General features: G+C 50.4%; 19 protein-coding genes and 4 pseudogenes. 12 read left to right on the forward strand and 11 right to left on the reverse strand.

Annotated elements, in window-relative coordinates; genetic code table 11:
* Window positions 1-483: 483 nt before the first annotated feature.
* Window positions 484-1,062 (reverse strand): tyrosine-type DNA invertase, encoded by a 579-nt coding sequence (locus ACUXAC_RS26585; RefSeq protein ID WP_089186758.1) that lies wholly within the window; start codon window positions 1,060-1,062, stop codon window positions 484-486.
* 294 nt (window positions 1,063-1,356) lie between these two features.
* Between ACUXAC_RS26585 and ACUXAC_RS26590 the strand changes: the two genes are divergently transcribed.
* The 10 genes from ACUXAC_RS26590 to ACUXAC_RS26635 all read left to right on the forward strand — a co-directional run bounded on the left by ACUXAC_RS26590 (window position 1,357) and on the right by ACUXAC_RS26635 (window position 6,409).
* The gene (locus ACUXAC_RS26590) at window positions 1,357-1,752 is read left to right on the forward strand and encodes a phage holin family protein (RefSeq protein WP_454267137.1); all 396 of its coding nucleotides are present in this window, start codon (window positions 1,357-1,359) and stop codon (window positions 1,750-1,752) included.
* Window positions 1,745-2,035: a YqjK-like family protein gene (locus ACUXAC_RS26595; protein WP_454267138.1), complete on the forward strand. Its 291-nt coding sequence runs from the start codon at window positions 1,745-1,747 to the stop codon at window positions 2,033-2,035. Before ACUXAC_RS26590 ends, ACUXAC_RS26595 begins: the two co-directional genes overlap by 8 nt.
* Window positions 2,036-2,074: 39 nt before the next feature.
* Window positions 2,075-2,323, forward strand: a complete 249-nt coding sequence (locus tag ACUXAC_RS26600; RefSeq protein WP_072628355.1) for a CsbD family protein — start codon at window positions 2,075-2,077, stop codon at window positions 2,321-2,323.
* Between the two features lie 88 nt (window positions 2,324-2,411).
* Window positions 2,412-3,440 (forward strand): CAP-Gly protein, encoded by a 1,029-nt coding sequence (locus tag ACUXAC_RS26605; RefSeq protein WP_454267139.1) that lies wholly within the window; start codon window positions 2,412-2,414, stop codon window positions 3,438-3,440.
* A 140-nt stretch (window positions 3,441-3,580) separates the two neighbouring features.
* Window positions 3,581-3,808 (forward strand): ANR family transcriptional regulator, encoded by a 228-nt coding sequence (locus ACUXAC_RS26610; protein ID WP_158524180.1) that lies wholly within the window; start codon window positions 3,581-3,583, stop codon window positions 3,806-3,808.
* A 369-nt stretch (window positions 3,809-4,177) separates the two neighbouring features.
* On the forward strand, window positions 4,178-4,438 hold the full coding sequence (locus ACUXAC_RS26615; RefSeq protein ID WP_089186753.1) for a YdgH/BhsA/McbA family protein: 261 nt from the start codon (window positions 4,178-4,180) through the stop codon (window positions 4,436-4,438).
* 41 nt (window positions 4,439-4,479) lie between these two features.
* A complete protein-coding gene (locus ACUXAC_RS26620) occupies window positions 4,480-5,040 on the forward strand; it encodes a TetR/AcrR family transcriptional regulator (RefSeq protein WP_193158403.1) in 561 nt (186 codons plus the stop codon).
* Between the two features lie 35 nt (window positions 5,041-5,075).
* On the forward strand, window positions 5,076-5,519 hold the full coding sequence (locus ACUXAC_RS26625) for a DUF417 family protein (protein WP_197804509.1): 444 nt from the start codon (window positions 5,076-5,078) through the stop codon (window positions 5,517-5,519).
* Between the two features lie 21 nt (window positions 5,520-5,540).
* Window positions 5,541-5,867 carry a carboxymuconolactone decarboxylase family protein gene (locus ACUXAC_RS26630; RefSeq protein ID WP_127146943.1) on the forward strand — a complete coding sequence of 109 codons (327 nt, stop codon included), beginning with the start codon at window positions 5,541-5,543 and terminating at the stop codon, window positions 5,865-5,867.
* Between the two features lie 50 nt (window positions 5,868-5,917).
* Window positions 5,918-6,409, forward strand: coding sequence for a DM13 domain-containing protein (locus ACUXAC_RS26635; protein ID WP_180547757.1), 492 nt, complete (start codon window positions 5,918-5,920; stop codon window positions 6,407-6,409).
* Window positions 6,410-6,685: 276 nt separating this feature from the next.
* Here ACUXAC_RS26635 and ACUXAC_RS26640 read toward each other — a convergent pair whose 3' ends face one another.
* The 3 genes from ACUXAC_RS26640 to ACUXAC_RS26650 all read right to left on the reverse strand — a co-directional run bounded on the left by ACUXAC_RS26640 (window position 6,686) and on the right by ACUXAC_RS26650 (window position 8,051).
* Window positions 6,686-7,264: a tyrosine-type DNA invertase gene (locus ACUXAC_RS26640; RefSeq protein WP_226908205.1), complete on the reverse strand. Its 579-nt coding sequence runs from the start codon at window positions 7,262-7,264 to the stop codon at window positions 6,686-6,688.
* A gap of 234 nt (window positions 7,265-7,498) precedes the next feature.
* The gene (locus ACUXAC_RS26645; RefSeq protein WP_228011750.1) at window positions 7,499-7,720 is read right to left on the reverse strand and encodes a hypothetical protein; all 222 of its coding nucleotides are present in this window, start codon (window positions 7,718-7,720) and stop codon (window positions 7,499-7,501) included.
* A 70-nt stretch (window positions 7,721-7,790) separates the two neighbouring features.
* A complete protein-coding gene (locus ACUXAC_RS26650) occupies window positions 7,791-8,051 on the reverse strand; it encodes a hypothetical protein (RefSeq protein ID WP_089186747.1) in 261 nt (86 codons plus the stop codon).
* Between the two features lie 327 nt (window positions 8,052-8,378).
* On the opposite strand from ACUXAC_RS26650, the gene ACUXAC_RS26655 reads away from it, so the two are divergent.
* The gene (locus ACUXAC_RS26655) at window positions 8,379-9,089 is read left to right on the forward strand and encodes a hypothetical protein (protein ID WP_454267140.1); all 711 of its coding nucleotides are present in this window, start codon (window positions 8,379-8,381) and stop codon (window positions 9,087-9,089) included.
* Between the two features lie 540 nt (window positions 9,090-9,629).
* Here the strand turns inward: ACUXAC_RS26655 and ACUXAC_RS26660 are convergent.
* The 7 genes and pseudogenes from ACUXAC_RS26660 to ACUXAC_RS26690 all read right to left on the reverse strand — a co-directional run.
* Window positions 9,630-12,656: an autotransporter outer membrane beta-barrel domain-containing protein gene (locus ACUXAC_RS26660; protein WP_454267141.1), complete on the reverse strand. Its 3,027-nt coding sequence runs from the start codon at window positions 12,654-12,656 to the stop codon at window positions 9,630-9,632.
* A gap of 553 nt (window positions 12,657-13,209) precedes the next feature.
* On the reverse strand, window positions 13,210-15,336 hold the full coding sequence (locus ACUXAC_RS26665; RefSeq protein ID WP_342186890.1) for a tyrosine-type recombinase/integrase: 2,127 nt from the start codon (window positions 15,334-15,336) through the stop codon (window positions 13,210-13,212).
* Window positions 15,326-16,327 (reverse strand): tyrosine-type recombinase/integrase, encoded by a 1,002-nt coding sequence (locus ACUXAC_RS26670; RefSeq protein WP_342186891.1) that lies wholly within the window; start codon window positions 16,325-16,327, stop codon window positions 15,326-15,328. The genes ACUXAC_RS26665 and ACUXAC_RS26670 overlap by 11 nt, the downstream gene beginning before the upstream one ends.
* A 71-nt stretch (window positions 16,328-16,398) precedes the next feature.
* Window positions 16,399-16,626: pseudogene (locus tag ACUXAC_RS26675) on the reverse strand (Y-family DNA polymerase); the annotation flags it as partial.
* A 54-nt stretch (window positions 16,627-16,680) separates the two neighbouring features.
* Window positions 16,681-17,061, reverse strand: coding sequence for a translesion error-prone DNA polymerase V autoproteolytic subunit (umuD, locus tag ACUXAC_RS26680; RefSeq protein WP_342186892.1), 381 nt, complete (start codon window positions 17,059-17,061; stop codon window positions 16,681-16,683).
* Window positions 17,062-17,159: 98 nt separating this feature from the next.
* Window positions 17,160-18,170: pseudogene (gene recA / locus ACUXAC_RS26685) on the reverse strand (recombinase RecA); the annotation flags it as partial.
* 442 nt (window positions 18,171-18,612) lie between these two features.
* Window positions 18,613-18,961: pseudogene (locus ACUXAC_RS26690) on the reverse strand (Rpn family recombination-promoting nuclease/putative transposase); the annotation flags it as partial.
* 447 nt (window positions 18,962-19,408) lie between these two features.
* On the opposite strand from ACUXAC_RS26690, the pseudogene katE reads away from it, so the two are divergent.
* Window positions 19,409-19,743, forward strand: a pseudogene (gene katE, locus ACUXAC_RS26695) (catalase HPII); the annotation flags it as partial.

The following is a 19,743-nucleotide window of genomic DNA, read 5'->3' on the forward strand; positions in this document are numbered from 1 at the left end:
CCAGGCCAGCAGTCATCAGAGAGGCGGCAATCAAGGTGTTGATAAGACGGATCTTACGCATAAGTTCAAAACTCCATGTCTTGGTAAAAGGCCAACAATTGGCATAACAATTTGATTCACATGTTGATTTATTCTTTTTGCCTGGATTTTGCTTGCGATAACGCGAGCACGAAATGACAAAAAAAAGTGGTCAAAATGAACCAATTTGTCTCTTTTGGTATTATGTTTTGTTTTTTCGTTTTTCTTGGAGTTAAATTTTGTTTTTTTGTCTTTTAATGTGTTTTTTTCTGTAGGTGCAGTTGGCGTGGTGAGGCTAAGAGGATCGAACAGAATGGGAAGCAGCGTCTTAAATATTGCGTTTTCAGACTAATCGACTAAAGATGACTGTATAGCGGGCTAAGATATGTTGATGTTCTGCGAACAAAAAGAATGCAAGAAGAATTGACTTGGAGAAAATTCTGGTTAAACTATTTACAGTTTGGTTCAATTTGACTTGTTTCCAGCCCCCTCCTTTTGCCAAACTTCAGCAAACCGAACATGATTACTTGACGTGTACAACACCGTATGTTGAATATTTCTGTGCCCCAGATAATCCTGGATCAGCCGAGTGTCTGTTCCTCTATTCGCTAGTGCGTAACCGCAAGAATGTCTCAGCATATGAGGATTGAGTGAAACAGCGATACTTGCCAAGATGCCGAATTTTTTTAACATCTTGTGTACTTGCTGGCGAGAAAGTGGCCCTCCTTTTTGCGAGAGAAAAATCCAGGGGGATTCGCAGCCTCGCCACGTTGCGCGCTCATTTAGCCAGGCATTGAGAAGTTTTAACTCTGATACAAGCAGAGGGTGTGTTGTCTTAAGGCCGTTTTTTAACCTGTTTACATGTACGACTTTATCGGTGAGATTGATATCAGAGAATTTTAAATGACAGAGCTCACTGACTCTGAAACCATGGATGAAGCACATTTGAATAAAGCACTCATCTCGCTTGGGAAAATTTCCCCTGCGTGAAGCTTCAAGCAACCGATCTATTTCATCTTGTGTTAAATACTTTCTTTTTTTCAAAAGAATGACTCCTGGGAATATGCCACGTGTAAAAAATCGCTACCATCAAATAAGATTATTGTTATGAGATCCATTCTCTCAGGCGAAAGGAATGCGCGCAAGAAAATTTACATTCAGATTTTTTAAACCAAACCTTCTGTAGTCATGATCACACTTATTTTTCCGTGATCAATAATAAACTTGCGTCATATCAGGTTTACATCGTATAAAGAAAGTTTTGCCTGGCTGCGCCATACTCTAAAAGAGGTATGCGTTCACGTCGTGTTCAGATTAAGTCATGAAAAGGATATCATTATGCAACATCATTACAGAAATTGGCCAACGCAGAATGTGATAAGCACCGCTAAAAAAGCGATCAGGACTCTTGTTTCAATCTGCCAGACGCGGCTGGAACTGGCGATAGTTGAACTTGAAGAAGAAAAGGCAAACATTGTAAAACTCTTCGTACTAAGCAGCCTTTGTTTATTATTTACCTTGTTCGCTATACTTAGCGGTCTGGTGCTTTTATTTTGGTCAATCGGTCCTGAAATGAGATTCATTGCTTTCGCCTGGACAACAGCTGCGCTGTTCCTACTTGCAGTGGTATCCGGGGTGTGGGTTCTGCTAAAAATCCGCAGCGCATCCTTGCTGCATAATACCCGAGAGCAATTGAAGAACGACCTGCAAATACTGGGAGCGAGCGATGAGTAAGTACCAGGAACGCGTGTCAAAGAAAAACAGATTAATAGAGCGTATCAATGCGCAGCGATCAAGTTTATCACAATGTACAGATCAACTTCTGACCGGCACCGAAAAGTTTGATCGTGGTTGGGATGTGCTCTTTCGCATGAGAGCATTCATCGCCTTGGGCGCAGGTATCGTCATGGTAAAAGCAATCAGAAAAAAACCATCGCGCTTTTATTTCTGGCCCAGGCGAGTCTTGGGTATCTGGAGCGCTTCAAGACTGATCAAAAACACGTTATCAAGAAGATAAAAATACGTTACGTTCAACCATCAACAATAAGGAAATATCATGTTCGAAAAAGCAGAAAACAAGGCCAAAGAATTTTCTGGTGCTGCTCAGGAGAAATTGGGGGAGTTGACGGGCTCTGCAGAACACCAGGCGAAAGGCGCAGCAAAAAGATACGCAGCTCAGGGAAGTGGGGCTCTGCAAGATGCTGCGGACGCCGTCAAGGAACAGGTTGAATCCAATCCTGCAGGGGCAGCAATTGTCGCAGGTCTGGCGGGGCTCGTTTTAGGTTTCCTGCTGGGCAGAAAATAAGTCTGTTACCACATAATAATTGCGCGTTTTTCTAAGGCCGTTATCGCGGCCTTTATTTTCATAACTCAAGTATCATAGGTATCAAAACATGGAACTGACTCAAGACGTAATGGTCACCAAAAAGGTATCGTGGGGCAGCATCGTCGGCGGTGTATTAACCGTCATGTCCATTTCATTGATGTTGTCGATTCTCGGCACCAGTCTTGGACTGGCTATTGTAGACCCTCTCGGTGAGGATGCCGATAATGGGGCGAGCATGACCATGCTGTTTTGGACAGGTGGGTCCATTGTCGTCAGCCTGGCTGCTGGGGCTTTTGTTGCAGGCCGACTGGCCGCTAATGATGGCTTCATTCATGGTTTCCTCGTCTGGGCCACATCGTTGATTATTACCAGCATACTAGGCGCAATGTTGGTGGGTAGCGCAGTCAAAGCTACCGGCAGCGCTATCGGCTCACTGGCCTCTGCATCTGGCAGCATTCTCTCCGGAGCCGGCTCTATCGCAGGAAGCGGCATTCAGGAAGCGGGTAATCTGGGGGGTAAGATATTTGAGGGTCTGGATATCGATACCAATGTCGAACCTCAAAAACTTCAAGCTAATGTGAAGGAGGCACTGCGCAAGAGTAAAATTCCTTCCTTGCAGCCGGAGTTTGTGCAGCAGCAACTTAATGGAGCCAAAGAAGACATCGCCTCAGCGGTTAAACAATTGGCTACTCAACCCAAGGACGCAGATGCCATCATTAAGAATGTTATGGATAAATTGCAGGAACGAGGCAAATCCATCACTAAAGATGTCGATCGCAACACATTAACAAAAGCCTTGGCTGATAATTCTGATATGACACAAGATGAAATTAACAAGGCCGTAGATAATATCATCGAAGCAAAAGAATCAGCCGATAACCTGCTGAATCAGAAATTCGAAGATGTCCAAAAGAAAATCGAGGACGCCAAAAAACAATATGATGAATTTAAACAAAAAGCCCTGGAACAGGCAGCAGCAGCAGCATCTGCGCTGGCTAAATCTGCTTTCTGGACTTTCATCGCGTTGGTAATTGGCGCCATTATCAGTGGATTCACGGGACGCCTTGGCGCGAAATCATCTAGAAAACACGCCTAAAATCAGTTAGCAAAATTAACCTGGAGCAAGATAAGAATCTTGCTCCTTTAAAAATACTACCGCTCACTTAAACCATCCTCTGTTACAAAAAAATGGGTGAGCTAAGCGTGGTTACAACATATTCTCAAAGGGATCATGAAATGTGTTCAACGGAAACTAATAAAGATACTGAAAGTTTTAACAATGTATCTGAAAAAGCAGCTCAGCTGGAGTTGGCTGAAGAATGGGGAGTTGCTGCTGAATACTGGTTGATAGCCAGCCAACGCGCTAAGTCACACGATAATCAGGAATGGAGTTATAGCCGTTATCTTTTTTGTCAGAGAATGCGAAAGAACGATGGCGTGTGGAAGAAAACACGTTTCTCTTGACACAAAAATTTAACCCCTCACCAGTCTTACTGTGAACCGAGAAGTCAGCACCAGGGAAAAATCATCATCATTTCAAAAATACAGATATCAGAGGCATCCTGCCTTCTGAATATGAGTATTGGAGTTGTGCGCCGGTAACGATGAATGTTGAGCGATATCCAATGCAACCTTTTCTCTTGCACACGTCTCTTATCTTTCATATCGACTAAAATCGCTTTAACTGGTTGCGAAGGCACGATAACCTGCTTATTTTTATAGAATAAATTTCATGTCACTTAAGCAAGCAATGAATTCACAGTATAAACAACTTGACTACCTACCTTCTGGTAGGTAGCTTGCGTGCATACCCCATATAAAGGAATGACAATCATGAATCACATTCTCCGCACTACCCTTGCCGCGCTTACGCTCACTCTGGCCGGATACGCCGCCGCCGCCGATGAGATTAACCGTCAGAATGCTACAGGCCTGATTGCGTCAGGCCATATTTCTGCCGGTAATCTGTCAACACCAGGAGAGGTTGCCGATGCACTTAAAGCCAAAGCAGAACAGTCCGGTGCCAAATACTTCAGAATCACTTCGCTTGACGGCAAAAATAAATTTTATGGAACCGCTGTTATCTACCGCTAAGGTACGGATAAAAGCTCCCTCATGCATAACAGGAAAAAGCCGTGTCTACTTACGAAAAAATACTTCATCTGACAGATACATTGATCCAGCAACGCGGATTTTTAGGTTTCAGCTATGCCGACCTGGAGAAAGAGATTGGTATCAGAAAAGCCAGCATCCACCATCATTTCCCGGGGAAAACCGATTTGGGTTTGGCCTACTGCGAATACAAAATCGGGGTGTTCGGCCAGCTTGATGCCGCTCTACATGAGGTTCCTCCGGGTGTGCTCCGCCTCAGGGCATATCTTGATGCGTTTGCTGGTTGTGCCGAGAGAGGGGAAATGTGCGGTGTTTACGCCATGCTATCTGACAGTCACCAATTCAGCCCCGAGCTACAAAAGGCTGTCAGCCAGCTGGTACAGACAGAAATGCTCATACTTAAAGATATCCTCGCCTCCGGGCAAAAAAGCGGCGAACTTAAATCCGTCGTCCCACCCGATGAGCTGGCCATCATTGTCTGCACAGCACTGAAAGGAGCACTGATGCTGAACAGGATCCCCCCTCATGATACCTACTCAGGAGCCGTGGCCGCTTTACTGATGATGCTAGATACCCGTGTCTGATGTCTGAAAAGGAATTTTTTTGCAGGAGTAATGGAATGAAAAATTTTATTAGCGGCTTTATTCGCTCAGACTACGATATGATTATTCTTCGCCTGTCTGTTATTACAATATTTATGCTCTTCGGCACCTATAAATGGTTTGATTTTGAAGTGATGGCCCTCGAACCTCTTATTTCCTCAACATGGCTGAATATCCTGTATTCCCTCTTTGGTGTCCACGGAGGGAGCTATTTCCTCGGCGTAGTGGAAACAATCACCTTTCTAACACTATTTATTGGTTTCTTACGACCTTCCGCCGGCTTACTGGGAGATATCATCGTTATCGTCACAGGTATTACCACGCTGAGTCTGCTGCCTCAATTGGGTAAAATTGACAGTTTCATCATAAAGGATGTGTTGCTGATTGGTGCCGGGGCGGTCCTGCTGAAACATGACCTGAAAAGATATTTTCATATCGGGGCTTTAAAACCCTCCCTGTAATATAAGGACAAAATCATGAGTATGAACTGGAATGAATACAGAAAAAACCTGCTGAAAAACGTTGGCTCGCTCGGGGGTGAAATCCCCGAAACCCTAAAGGGCTATCAGACTATCGCTGAGTCTGCCAATCGTCAGGGCGTGCTGGACCAGAAAACACAGGAGCTGATTTCGCTGGCGGTCGCCGTGACGACCCGGTGCGACGGTTGTATCAGTATCCATTCACATGCCGCCATGAAAGCCGGTGCATCCAGAGAGGAAATTGCCGCTGCGCTCGCCGTGGCTATTTCCCTAAACGCCGGCGCTGCAGTTGTATACTCTTCACATGTGATAGAGTCCATCAGTCAATAAAAAAATATGCACAATTGTAGGTAGCTGCTGTCAATTTATGGAGGAAAATAATGAAGACCAAATTGAAAGTTTTTTTGCTTATGTCACACCTGACTTTTCTGGGAGCGGGTACTGGTTTAGGAATCTATCTACTGCCGATACTGACTGCCCAAGAAAATGCCTCGCTAAATGAAATTAATGATGTGAAGAAGCTTGCAAAATATAAGGGTGAATTTAATCGTAATCAGAAAGGCAGCGATGTATTTCACTGGGCGGAAGGTGAACTTTATGTAACGGACAGTGAAATCGCGTTCAGGGGTCAAGTAGCTCCTGGCCCGGACTACAAAATTTATCTGACCAAAGCACAAGCTGTAGATAAAAACTCCTTTTTAGAAATGAAAAAAGAGGCAGTGCTTATTGGAGAGCTTAAAAATTTTGGTAACTTCCGAAAAAGCATTCCTGACAGCGTTAACGTCAATGAATTCACTACTGTTCAGATATGGTGTGAGCGTTTTTCGAAATTTATAGGTTCTGCAGTATATCTGCATGAATCTAGAGAATAGATATCCATAATCGCTATTTATAATATGAAAACCAGAGAGTGATAAAAAACTGTCGATAGACTTCAATGATTGAGATGAGTATTATCATAATTGATTTTTTTAAACCGTTGGTGATTTTTCAGTTCGTATGCCAGCGCACCTAGATGCGCTGGCATACGAGTCGAAAACTGACGAGTAGCGTCACGTCAATTATGATGCAGAAGTTTATTGACATTTTAGGCAGGCAAATTTAGCTAGTTTAATTTTAAAAAACCGGATAAAGATTTGCAGTTTAAATTAGTTCAAATATAAACTCATATCCCAAACACCAGAGAAACGGCCTGAGTTACTGGCAGTATACAGAACTGTATGTTGTATATTCCTGTGCCCAAGATAATCTTGTATCAGGCGTGTATCAGCCCCAGTGTTAGCAAGAGCAAAACCACATGAGTGCCTCAACATGTGCGGATGAAGCGGGAAATTTAAACCGGCAAGAATACCACACCTCTTTATTATATTGTATATCTGCTGTCGTGATAGTGCTTTACCTTTTTGTGATATAAACAACCATTTAGAGTCACTCCCGTTGAGCTGTTTCCTTATCTCAAGCCATCTTTCAATAATTTTTTTTTCACATTCAAGCAGGGGTTGAGTTGTGGACAGTCCGCCTTTCAATCGGTCAACATGAATAATACCACGACAGAGGTTTACATCCGATAATTTCAACTTCCCAATCTCACTAACGCGAAAACCATGAAGAAAGCACAGCTGAATCAGGCACTCATTCCTCACAGCATGCTTGCTCATTTGAGATGCCCTTATTACCTGCCTCACTTCATCCTCAGTAAGGTACTTTCTCTTTTTTTCAATTCTCAATTTGGCCCCGCCAACTGGAAAAATGTCACAACCAATATAATGAGACCAAAAAGAAAAATCAAATATAATCTTTATCTTACCTGGATTTTACTACTTTAAGAAGAATCTCTTAAACATGTCAGTATGGTGGTGCAGCTGTAAGATGATAAGCCGTAAAACGAAAGCAGAGTAACTTTCACTTGCAACACCTGGCAGGTTTTGGAACTTATCGAACTTTTTTATTTTAAAATTCACTTAGCTCTTTTTATCCAAGCCTTTTGACTTATTAATAAAAATCTCATTGTCAAAGTTTTTTCTTTGCATTTGCAAATCCTTAATACAGTCTGCCAGTTTTTCTGAACTATCTCTGTATCCGTAGGAAAGGCACGTTCTTCGGTCAAGATCTAACTGCTCCTGCGGTGACACACAAGAGGTTAGTGTTAAAGTTATTGCTAAAGCAACGACATATTTTCTCATGATGACACTCTTAGTTTAAAGGCCGCATTCAAGAATAACGGCCTGATAGTAATATTGATGAGGGTTAAGTTTAATCGCTATCTTTATTTATCTGTATTTCAAAATCCTCAATAACCAGACAAATTTCATCAAGACAGTCGCTTTGCTTGCTAATTATTTTATTTATATTTTCTGATTTAGTCTTATCTTTGTATTCACCTTGATCAAAAGCCAACCACTGCGCAGATAATTTTTCAATATTGCTTTGCGCATAATGCTTCATCTCTTTTAATTGAGAGAGATAATCATTAAGAACTTCGATTTTTGACTTGTTAGTTTCTGATTCGCTCACCTGAGCCTCCTTGATTTAATTGCACAACTAATAATCATAACCATTAATGAAGCGAAGTCAAATAAGAAACGGGATTTTTAAGAATTTTACTTGATATTTAATATTACTAACCTCCTTGCCTTACACTTAGTGATTTAATTAGCGCTGTAGAAGCACGCTCTTAACGTAGGCCACTAAGAGAGATGCGTTTTTTATTAACATTAATAGTATTGAAACTGTGGCATCGCTCATATTTAAACAAATCTGAAACAGAACTATTTTTTTACTGTGTGATATTGGAAGAGTACTATAACCTATAATCTCTTGCATAACCCGGAGCATGGAATCATGGCGAAAGCATTAATCCCTCTATCAATAGCTATAATCACAATGGCAGTATCGGCTTGTGACAATGAAAACGGTTCCACAAAAAAAGAAGATGAGCTAAAAGTATTTACATCAGGTAATAAGATATTTTATTCAGGTGATATTAGCGAGTCTGGATATGAAAAAGTTCACGCCTTGGCTAATTTAGATATTTCTACCCTTGTCATTAACAGTCGTGGAGGTGATATTGTTCCTGGTATGAAGTTAGGTGAACTAGTGTTCGATAAAAAGTGGAATATTCAGGTTCAAGATTATTGTTTCTCCTCTTGTGCAAATTACATTTTCCCAGCAGGAAAAACCAAATACATTTCAAAGTTCAGCCAATTGGGATGGCATGGTGGGGCAACACAACAGTTTAATGACGACATTGTCCCAAAAGAAAAGGATGATAGAGAAAGATTTATCCAGACACTTACCGGGCTTATTGAAATTGAAACGGCTTTTTTTAAAAAAATCAATGTCAATCAAAAGTCTACTGTATACGGGCAAATTGCTTTTAATCATCTTGATATGCTTAAAGCACACAGCATTAACTGTGAAGGCTGGAGCTACACAATTGATGGCCTGTCTGCATTTGGAATAAATAATATTGTACTGACAGATGGTGAATGGACTCCAGGCACATCTTATGAAAACAGCTGCATCCATATCTATGATAAAGTAAAATTGTAGTAATTAAAAGGCAATGAGACGTCATTGCGTCTCATTGCCCCGCCATAATACATTACTTCTACATGACTACTACTGCAGCCTCGGCCAAACGGTAATTGCATAACACACATGCCCTCGGAATAAAACCTCATGCTTGACATTCAATTTTATAACTTATAAGCCTCACCACCTGCACCTGCACCTGCACCTGCACCTGCACCTGCACCTGCACCAAATTACAATAAAGAAGCTGACATGTTAAAAAGAAAGCCTTTTTAAAATAAACCTCTGATTATCACACCTTCTTTCAGAACACTTGACTTAAATATTACCACCCCCAACAAGTTAATATATACTTTAGCTAGCAGAATCTTAGTAAAACCGCCCGTCTTTCAACGCCACTTTAGTGGCATTCGCTCTATAAAAAGCTTCAATATATAATTTACAGAAATTGTGTATTTAACCGCAATTTTCCGCTATTTAATACACATTATCTGCTGGTAACAGTTGGTACTTTGCAACATCAGCACACGAAGTTGCAAAGCACCTTTGCATCATATGTCAAAAATGCCAGGTGAAGCCGGCGTTGACGCTGTTGTCCTGGTGGTGCTGCGACAGCAGCCCGCCGTAGCCCAGCGACAGCGTGGCGTTTTCGTTCACCGCCACTTCCGCCCCCGCCTTCAGCACCATCCCGTCACGCGAGACCGGCACGCTGTCCACCACGAACGGCGCGTTGCCGCCGTTGAACCGCAGCCCGGTGCCTCGCTCCAGCCCGCCGTACTGGTGTTGCCACCCCAGCTCGCTGCGCAGCGCCACCGTCGTGCCCGCGCTCACCTGCCATTCGGTGTCCGCACGCAGACCCAGCGTCGACACCGTCGCATCCGTGTGCTGTTTATCCCCGCGCAGCGCCGCCGCGCCGCCGCTTTCCGCGATGCCGTTGTTTTCGAAGTTCACGTACGCCAGGTTGACGAACGGCTCCAGGTTCAGCCACTCGCCCCGCACGCTGTAGCCCGCTTCCGCGAACAGCTGTTCGGTACGCGCGCTGTACTTCGCCGTGTCACGGTCCGACTGCATCCCGTAGTTCACCGACCGTTTGGTGTCGATGCGGTGCCAGGTGTAGCCCGCCCCGCCACGCAGCGCCAGCGCCCCGAACTGCTTGTCGCCGTACGCCGCCAGGTGGTAGTTGTCGCTGTCCGCCTTCGACCCGTAGCCGCCGTGCAGCGAGGTGCGGGTGTAGCCGGTCGCCACCCCCAGCCGCCAGTCGGCCGCCGCCGCCGAGTCCAGCCCCACCAGTACCCCGTAGGTCGAGGCCTGATAGCCGGTAGCGTTGGCGTCGCCCGACGCGTGGTCCCACGCCCCCAGCAGCTGCGCCCAGGCGCCGTCCTCGTCCGCCTTGATGGCCGACGAGCTCGCCAGCCCTTCCGCCTGACGCAGACGCCCGTTCAGCGCCTCACGCAGGTAGCGGCTGTCGTTCACCAGCGCCGACGCGATATCCGCATGGATTTGCCCCGACAGCTGACGGAACGCCTGCCGCGCTTCGCTCGCCGTGCCGCTGCCGAGCAGGCTCTCGTACACCGGGTTGCCCGCCGCCAGCGCATCCGCCGCCGCCGCCACCGCCCGCTCGTTCGGCGTCTGCGCCACGCTGGCGAAGCTCGTGCCGTTGCGCCCGACGCTCAGCGTCACCCCGGTCGGCTGGTAGCTCAGCCCGGTGCCGAGGAACAGGTAGTTCGGCGCCACCGCGTCAAACTGCCCGCTCACCCCCTGCTGCGCGCTCAGAATGGTGTACTGCTGGCCCAGCAGGCTGCGCACCTCGCTTTGCGTCAGCAGGTTGGGGCTGTTTTCCAGCGTCACCGCCACCTCGCCGCCGCCGATCGTCGCCGCTCCGCGGCTCTGGATACGATCGCTTTGGCCGTTTGGGCCCACTTCCACCGCGTAGCGCGAACCCGGCTCGAAGCTGACGTTGCCGGCCACGTTCAGGGTGCCAATCGAGTTGCCCGGCGCCACGGTGCCGCCGCGGCGGGCGGTCAGCGAACCGACCGTGCCGCTGCCAGCAAGCATGCCACTGCTTTGCACGCTAACGTCAGAAGAAACAGAACCATTAACGATCAATGCGCCCTGATTAATCAAGGTGGGTCCGAGGTAGGTGTTTTCACCGGTTAATGCCAAGGTACCCGCCCCCACTTTGGTTAAACCACCGTGTCCGGCAATATCATTTGTCCAAGTATCATAACCACATTCGACACCGCTACAAACACGTTGATTGCTGGTGCCTGGCTCAACGACAGCTCCAACGCCAGGGATGTTGGCGATAAATTGCGTTTGCTTATAGGAGCCCTCGACATAGACATCTTTGGGGATATCTGCTGCAGTGACAAACATTTTAGGGCCCTCAATTGCACTGCGTAAATTCAGTTTTCCCCAGCCGTATACTGCATCTATTCCCTTTTCCCCCAGGTCAGTAGCGGTTGTGAGCAGCACGCTCGCTATTTGAGATGCCGTCATGTAAGGGAATCGCTGCATGAGTACTGCCGCCGCTCCTGAAACCATCGGCGCAGCCATTGATGTTCCTGTTTTTTCCCCGTATGTAGGTATCACCTTCTTTTCACCTGTCTTGCCGTAGAGCACATAGTCCGTTTGCGCTGTCGTGCTGTAAATATCGCTGCCAGGGGCAGACAGACAATAACTTGCGGTATATCCACAGCGTGTGGAGGACGTATGTAACTCGTCATCTTTGGTCAGATTAGCGGTAATGATGAAATTATTTAATGTATCCGGGAAGAAATAAGGAATTGAGGGCTGTAGTACGGGCTCATTATAGTTATTGTAATTCCCTGCTGCAAAGACAATCAATTTCCCGGCGCGTGCCGCACGCAACAACGCGGCATACTGCTTATTGAGCGAGTCCATGTTTGATGACGGTATCGGGCTTTGGCTTAATTTATCAATGGCAGCGATATCGTCCGATGAAAACGCATTGAGCGAATCCTCCTTGGTGAACTGGACGTAGAATGGTCTGCCGTTGGGCAGGAAGATAGGCTTGCCATCACCATCCTTATGGATTGGAATAACCGGACCCCAGCTGTTATTGAAAATGCGCGCATTGCTTTGTATCAGTGTGTCAAAGTAATTGTTATTTGAATTTAAAAACTTAGCTGAGATTAGCCCGGCATTATACGCCACCCCATGCATTCCTTGGCCATTACGGGCCGCGGCCGTTATCCCTGCCACATGCGTCCCATGGTCACCAAAAATAAAATCACCGAACTGTGGGAAATCCGAGATACCTGAGAAATTGTAGGGGTCGCCTGCATCGACCTTATTGAGTTTCCCGTCAAACTCCGGATGTGGGAATACTGACTCATCAAAAATACCAATAGTAATGCTTTCGCCCGTATACCCCCGGGCATAGGCATACTGTGCGTTAATTGCCCCCAGTCCCCACTGGCGGCTAAATTCGGGGGTCAGCCAGGAGTCCGGCACGCCAGGGCGCCCGGACTCCTGGTAAATGTTCCCGGTGGCCAGCACGGCGGCAGGAAAAAACAGGCAACTTAGCGAAGCACACAGCACCGAACGGAATTGAATTTTCATGTCTTATCCTTAAAACAGAGGAGAGGTAAGTTTAAAATCGCACGTTAGCATCATCGCCTGGTAGTTCTACACCACCGCACAAATCTTACACTGTGAAATGTACTTATATATTTATGAACAAATGTTAAACATTCTGTTTTATCTCAAAATAAAAAGTCATCCCGCACGATGCTTCTCCTCGTCGGTGAACGCGCATGTATAACGCTTTTAGCGTTCTACAGTTCATCATGTAAAAAACTTTGCAGTTTTGATTGTAGAGTCACTTCCTGGTGCTTATTTTCAATAATCCATGGATGATGAGAAAGGGCACGATAAAACTCGGTGCTGCCTGGGACAAGCCGGGTAGCCCAAGCCAATCGGCCGCTTCCCCCGCCCCGCATAAACGAAAATGATAACCATTATTAATGAACAACCCCGCCGCAAGCAGCGGGGTATCAAAACCACAGTCAACTACAGGGTAGTTCGCCGCAAGCGGCGGGGAATATAACCCTCAGAGATTAAAGGATGTAGGTTGCGACGCAAGTCAAAGTCAGTGATTTTTTAACCACGGCCTTCAATCGGTCGCCGGTGTGTCGGGAACTTTGTGGATGAATGTGTCCAGTTTTTCGATGTCCCCTGCGACGATGGCCTGTTCATCGGGCGTCAGGGGTACCTCTTCCAGATAGCGCCGAATGGAGGTTCGACTTTCCAGTGCTACGGCCTTTGCGCTACTTTTCGGCAGGCTGAAATCACAGCCGATGCAGGCCATGCGATGCGGACAGCTGCTCCAGAACGGATTGGTGCAGTAAAGCTCGCCCAGATCGTAATACAAGGCCGGGCCCGTTTCGGTCATCGCCTGGCTGTCGTGGTCGATAAGTACGCCAATCATGTGGGATATTTTGTCGGCCTTGACGAAAGATGCCGCCAGCCGGGTCGGGCGGAGGCGAATATAGTGCAGCGTCGAGCGTGGGCAGCTGTGCCCGGACCATTCCATCAGCTCATGCAATGTCATGCCCTGCGGCACACTGGCCAATGCCGTCACCGCGGATGCCCGTCCGCGATGGCTGGTGATGCGCCCCCGGCTGTCCTCGCAGGGGACGCCGGCGCGGGCGCACAATATCGGGATCAGGGTGTTGTTCAGCATCGCGCGGCCGGCCTGTCTGCCGCGGAACTGAAACAGGTAGCAGACTTTTTCGCCGGTACGCTCATCGCGCAGCGCCGCCTGCTCAGCCGGGCGTTCCTGCAGCCATAAGTCGACATATTTTTTCACCACCGCCGCCACCGGTTTGACAAAGGCTTTTGATGTTTTGCCGGCGGGGACGTTCAGGTAGCACAGGGTACCGGCCGGAATGCGAGTGCCGTCTTCGTGGACGATATCCTCTCCCTGCGGCTGCACGCACCCGGTCGCCAGCCGCAGGATCTCATTCTGCCGCAGGCCGGCGTGCGTCCAGATAACCGCCATGGCCTGGTGCATGGCAAACGGGTAATGGATACCGGTCAGCATGTCCTCCGGCCGCAGATTGAGGCTGGCCCAAATCAGGCGGAGCCAGACCGGGTCGTCGATCACCCGGGGATTGATGCCGCGGCTGAAGGTCGGGGTGTTGGGCGTGGCCAGATGGCGATAGGGGCTGAATTGCAACCGTCCCCAGCCCCAGAGTTCATAGTCGATGAAAAAACGCCGCAGGGCATACAGGAAGGACGCCCGGGAGTTGCTCTTCATCGGCTGGTCGCCACGCGATGAAACGGGCCGGCGTGGTGATGATGCCAGGGAGAGTTCATCCACGTTGAGCCGAGCCAGCGCGGCGATAAAATCGGCGCAGATGCTGATGGTCCAGTCTTTGGGCTCGCGGATCTGCGGGTGTTCCCGGGCCAGCCACAAACCAATACGCAGGATAAAACTGTAGCTGGACTCGCGGGTCTTGGGGCGCAGCACGGACGTTTCCCGCCAGCGCCGGCACCAGGTTGCCCACTCCGGTGCGATGCCGTCGGTGTTTTTCTCCCGCCAGCCGATGTAACCCCGCATGCGCAACGGGCGGGTCAGAATGCCCATCGCCGCCAGCCCATGAGACACTTTCCCCACGGCTCTGGCTATCCCTTCCGTTCGGTGCTGCTGACCGCGTGTCAGCAGTGCCTCGGTAAAACTCTCAAGCCGCGGGTCGCCGTTTTCCAGCATCAGCAGACTCAGCACCGCGGACAGGAACATCTCTTGCGTGCGGCGTGAATAGCCCAGGCTGACCAACACCGCCAGCAAACGCTGCCATTCCTGCTGACAAATATCCTGGCCAAATACGGCGCGGGCATAACACAGCGGTTGCCGACAGCGCGCGTCCTGCAGCGGGAGTGGCACATCGCTCAGGTGGAAGGCAAACGCCGCCAGCAACGGCCCGCTCAGCCGCCGATGCTGATACATCGCCTGCCAGCGCTCTGCCGTCCAGCGGTGACAGGGCATATTCAGGCGGGCCATTTCGGCCAGGATAGCCTGGATGGTCAACCGGACTATCCGCCCGCTCGCCCCGCTGCGCCGGGCAATATCGACCAGCGGCTGCAATAACGGCGGGACAGGTCGGCGCTGCTGATACAGCGTGCGCCCGTGAGCGGTGCTGATAGCCCGGCGGTCTTCTTCTGACAACGTATCGTCGAGGCGGTAGGCCGCCCGCTCAAAGGGTTGCCAGATCACCGGGGGGCGATTTTCAGTCGGCATGGGACACCTCCGGACAGCCAAACACCTGGCTGGCGACGCGCCGGTCCTGCTCCGCGATCGCCCCGGCCATTTTGGCCGACAAATCGGTACCGGACAGGTGCAGGTATATCTGGGTGGTGCGGGGATCGCGGTGGCCGGCATAGGCGGCGATTTCGTGCAGCCGCCAGCCGGCCCGGGCGAGGTGCGTCAGGCGCAGATGACGGAAGGTATGCGTTGAAAAATCCGGCAATTCGGCCTGTGCAGCCCAACGCCGCACCGTCTTGTTCCAGCTCCAGATGCTCAGGGGGAGGCCGTGGTTACGGTCTGACACCGAACGAAACAGCGCGCCGCCGGTATGCCCTTCCCGTCGAAGTTGCTGCAGGTGTGCCGCCAGCATCGGGGTCACGGCCGGGTTGTAGCACACCACGCGCTCGCGCCGGCTTTTGGTGGTTTCCGCCCGGATACGGATCAAGCGGTGACCCGGATCCAGGTCGTCTATCCCGAGGGCGGTCACTTCGGCCCGCCGCAGGGCGCCATAATAGGCCAGCGCCAGCATCAGACGGTCGCGCAACGAAGCATGTGCCGCCTGTCCGAGCAGGGAAAACCAGCCCGGATCATCCGGAATGCGGGGCAGTTTGACGATGCGTGGCACCAATCCCCGTGCACTGAAGCCTGTGGCGGGCTGCAGGGTACGTGGCACCGGGTTACTCTCACAGTTTCCCTGATAGAAGAGGAAATCGTACCAGAGGCGAATGGCGGAGATCCGCAGCTGCAAGGTGGCGCTGGCGACGGGGTGCGCCATTCCCGGCAACTGCGGACGAAGATAGGCGGAAAAGTCCTCAAAGCGCGCGGACTCGGGCCGCAGCGCCTGCGCCTCACAGTGACGTAAATAATGTGCCAGCGCCTGGCGGTAGGCGAGTATCGTGGCTGGCGCTCGCCCCAAGTCAGCCAGGATCTTCAGCCATTGTTCGACAAAGAGCATGCTGTGAGTGGAAAGCAGACGTCTGGTCATTGGCATTCACCGTTGATGTGAGAACACGTTGAGTGTTGGCGATCACATGTTGCATTCCACTTAACTTACTATAACGCGTAATTACTTGAAAATGCTATTAATCCTAGCTGTTCAGCTTGCGCTTTGACCTTGAACCACGGCTCCCCCATCTTGATGCCGCAGGCTTTCGCCTCGCGGCTGCGCGCGACGACGCAGCCGTCATTATTGGACAGCACCACCACCGGCCGGCCGCGCAGATCGGGGCGAAAGACGGTTTCGCAGGAGGCGTAGAAACTGTTGACGTCAACCAGGGCAAACATGGCGGGATTCTCCGGGCTTTGCGGAATGGACAGATGGCGATAACCGGGGCCGGGTTACAGCGTGTGAATGGCGTGGTGCACCACGCCGAATATCACGGTCTCGATGTCGTCACCGAGCGGAATGGGCGCAAAGGCCGGATTGGCCGGCAACAGCATTGGCCGGGGCAGCAGCTGCAGGCGCTTGCAGGTGAACTCGCCATCGACGGCGGCGATGACGATGTCGCCGTGCTGTGCCCGATAGAAACACTCCACTACCAGCAGATCGCCGTCGAGGATACCGGCGTCCTGCATCGACAGGCCCTCGGCGCGTACCAGGTAGGTACTCTCCGGGTGCCGGATACAGATGTCGTCCAGCGACAGGCGCTGCTCGAGGTAGTCCTGCGCCGGCGACGGAAACCCGCAGGGCACGCCGGCGTCATAGAGGCGAACCGGCATCACACGGCCTCCGGCGTGCTCTGCCAGGCATCGTCATCCGGGGGCGTGTCCGCGTCGGCTGAAGCCGCGGCCGGCAGCGCCGCCTGCAGGTAGTGCGTGCGCAGCTGCGCGGTCAATGTGGCCACCACGTCGGGACGGTCGCGCAGCCAGCCGGCGGCCTTCTCGCGCCCCTGGCCGATTTTCTCCCCCTGATACTCGTACCAGGCGCCGGTCTTGAGGATATATTTGGCGTCGACGGCCAGATCCAGCACCTCTCCCTCGCGGAAAATGCCGGCGCCGAACAGCAGCCGGAACTGTGCCTGGCGGAACGGCGGCGAGACCTTGTTCTTGACCACCTTCACCTTGGTATCCCGTCCGATGATGGTCTCCCCTTCCTTGACGTTGCCGGCGCCACGCACGTCGAGACGCACCGAGGCATAGAACTTGAGGGCGTTGCCGCCGGCGGTGGTTTCGGGGTTGCCGAACATCACGCCGATCTTCATGCGCAGCTGGTTGATGAAGATCACCACCGTGCGGGTGGTGTTGATGCTGCCCTTCAGCTTGCGCATCGCCTGGCTCATCATGCGGGCCTGCAGGCCCATCTGGGCGTCGCCGATCTCCCCTTCCAGTTCGTTTTTCGGCACCAGGGCGGCGACGGAATCGACCACCACCACCCCGACGGCGCCGGAGCGCACCAGGGTGTCACAGATTTCCAGCGCCTGCTCGCCGGTGTCGGGCTGGGAGATGAGGAGTTCACCGATATCGACGCCCAGCTGCTGCGCGTAACGCGGATCGAGCGCGTGCTCGGCATCGATAAAGGCGCACTGCAGCCCGGCGCGCTGGGCGCAGGCAATGACCGACAGGGCGACGGTGGTCTTGCCGGACGACTCGGGGCCGTAGATTTCGGTGATACGGCCGACCGGCAGGCCGCCGCCGAGTGCGATGTCGAGGCCGAGCGAGCCGGTCGGGATACGTTCTACGGCCATGCCGTGGTTGTCGCCCAGGCGCATGATGGCACCCTTTCCGAACGCTTTCTCGATGGCGGTGATGGCGCTTTGCAGGGCTTTGGCGCGACTTTCCTGCGTGGTGGTCGTGTCCTGCGGTGTGCGAGTGTGTGATGCATTGCTCATTTTATGTTCTCCTCTGGTCGGAAACGAAACGTGTTATTATAATTATACTGTATGCATAACCAGTATAATATAAAACCGACGAGGAATGGCAAGGGGCTATGGCGAGGTCAACCGCGCGACGGGCACAAGCCCCTCATTTTGAGGTGAATATTTTTACCGACGATGCGCACAGGTTATCCCCCAAATTTGTGGATAACGTCCTGATTGTGAGTGGCGCGGCACCGGGGGCGGATATGGGACCGTCCTGGGCAAAAGCGGCATTCGGCGCCGCTTTTACGACGTAGAATCCGTTATGCTGTGACGGTACCGGCACGACGCCGGACTTCCACTCTTTCGCGTCCAGCAGATAATTGTCCCAGCCCTGGTCTTTCAGGGTTTCAGAGGCGTAGGTGAGCCGGAACAGGACGGACTGAGCGGCCAGCTTGCCGCTGCAGGAGCGAAAGAGGTAGTCAAGATGCTGGCGCAGATCGCGCTGACGGATATGTTTCTGCCGCAGGGTCAGGGCGGACATGCTGCGGTGGCCCATAATCTCTTCGTCGGGAATGACCGTCACATCAACCAGCAGAAAATCGCCGGTGTACAGTTTCCCGGCCAGCGCCGGATCATCAAACTCCTGTAGCCAGTTGGTCGGGTACGGGTATGGGCTGCGTTTGCCGGTATAGAAAGTACCGGTATGACCAGTGGCAGCGATTTATGGCCGGCAGATGGATGTCCATGAAGTCGCGGGGTATCTCAGGTTGCGTCAGAAATTGCCGGAAAGTGGCATCATGGGGCGAAGGATTTTTTTTCATGGGGCGGTTGCCGCACATTCGGTCAGCAGCTCACTATTTAGCACCAATATATGGTTCGATACTTTTGGTACTAACAATTCAATCGGTTGGCCATTAAGGTTATAACTGATATGCGCGCCTGCTACGCCAATCTTCTAAAAGCCCCTCTTTACCTGCCTGCAATTTTTACTTAAGTCAATAGATCTCGATTTATGGAATATATGATGCGGCATTTTTGCGTAACGCCACCTTATTTCTGAAACCTTAAGCTCTGACCATAACCTCCGTAGAATATTTAAAAATTAAACCTTTTAAATTAATGTTAATTTTACGTTAATTTTTTGCTTTCGTTGCGTTGTATGATGCGTAAAAAACTACCAAGTCCATAATGTATTAACTATGCTGTAGGTGTGGTTAATGCTTGATTGCTCCTAACTAATTGTTTTTATTTGAATGGAGGTTTTAGTGATGAAGAAAAACAAAACTGATTTTACTTCTAACGGAAGTAATGATAAGACAATCTCTACAGTTGAACCACACTATGAAGATACTGCACCCGTCGAGAAGGTAATTAAACCCCTTGCGAGTATAAGTCCCCCGGGAGCGGAACCCATGATGCCGGGTTCTGATAAGACACCTAAGAATAGAAACGAGAAGCTCAAACAGTTAGATAAATTTCGGCCTGATCCTCAGGGAGAGTCGCTGCGTACGAATCAGGGCGTGAAGATTTCCGATAATCAGAATTCACTAAAGTCAGGAACTCGCGGCTCAACCTTGCTTGAAGACTTTATTCTGCGAGAAAA

Source organism: Serratia sp. 121840015-1, from assembly GCF_053627655.1.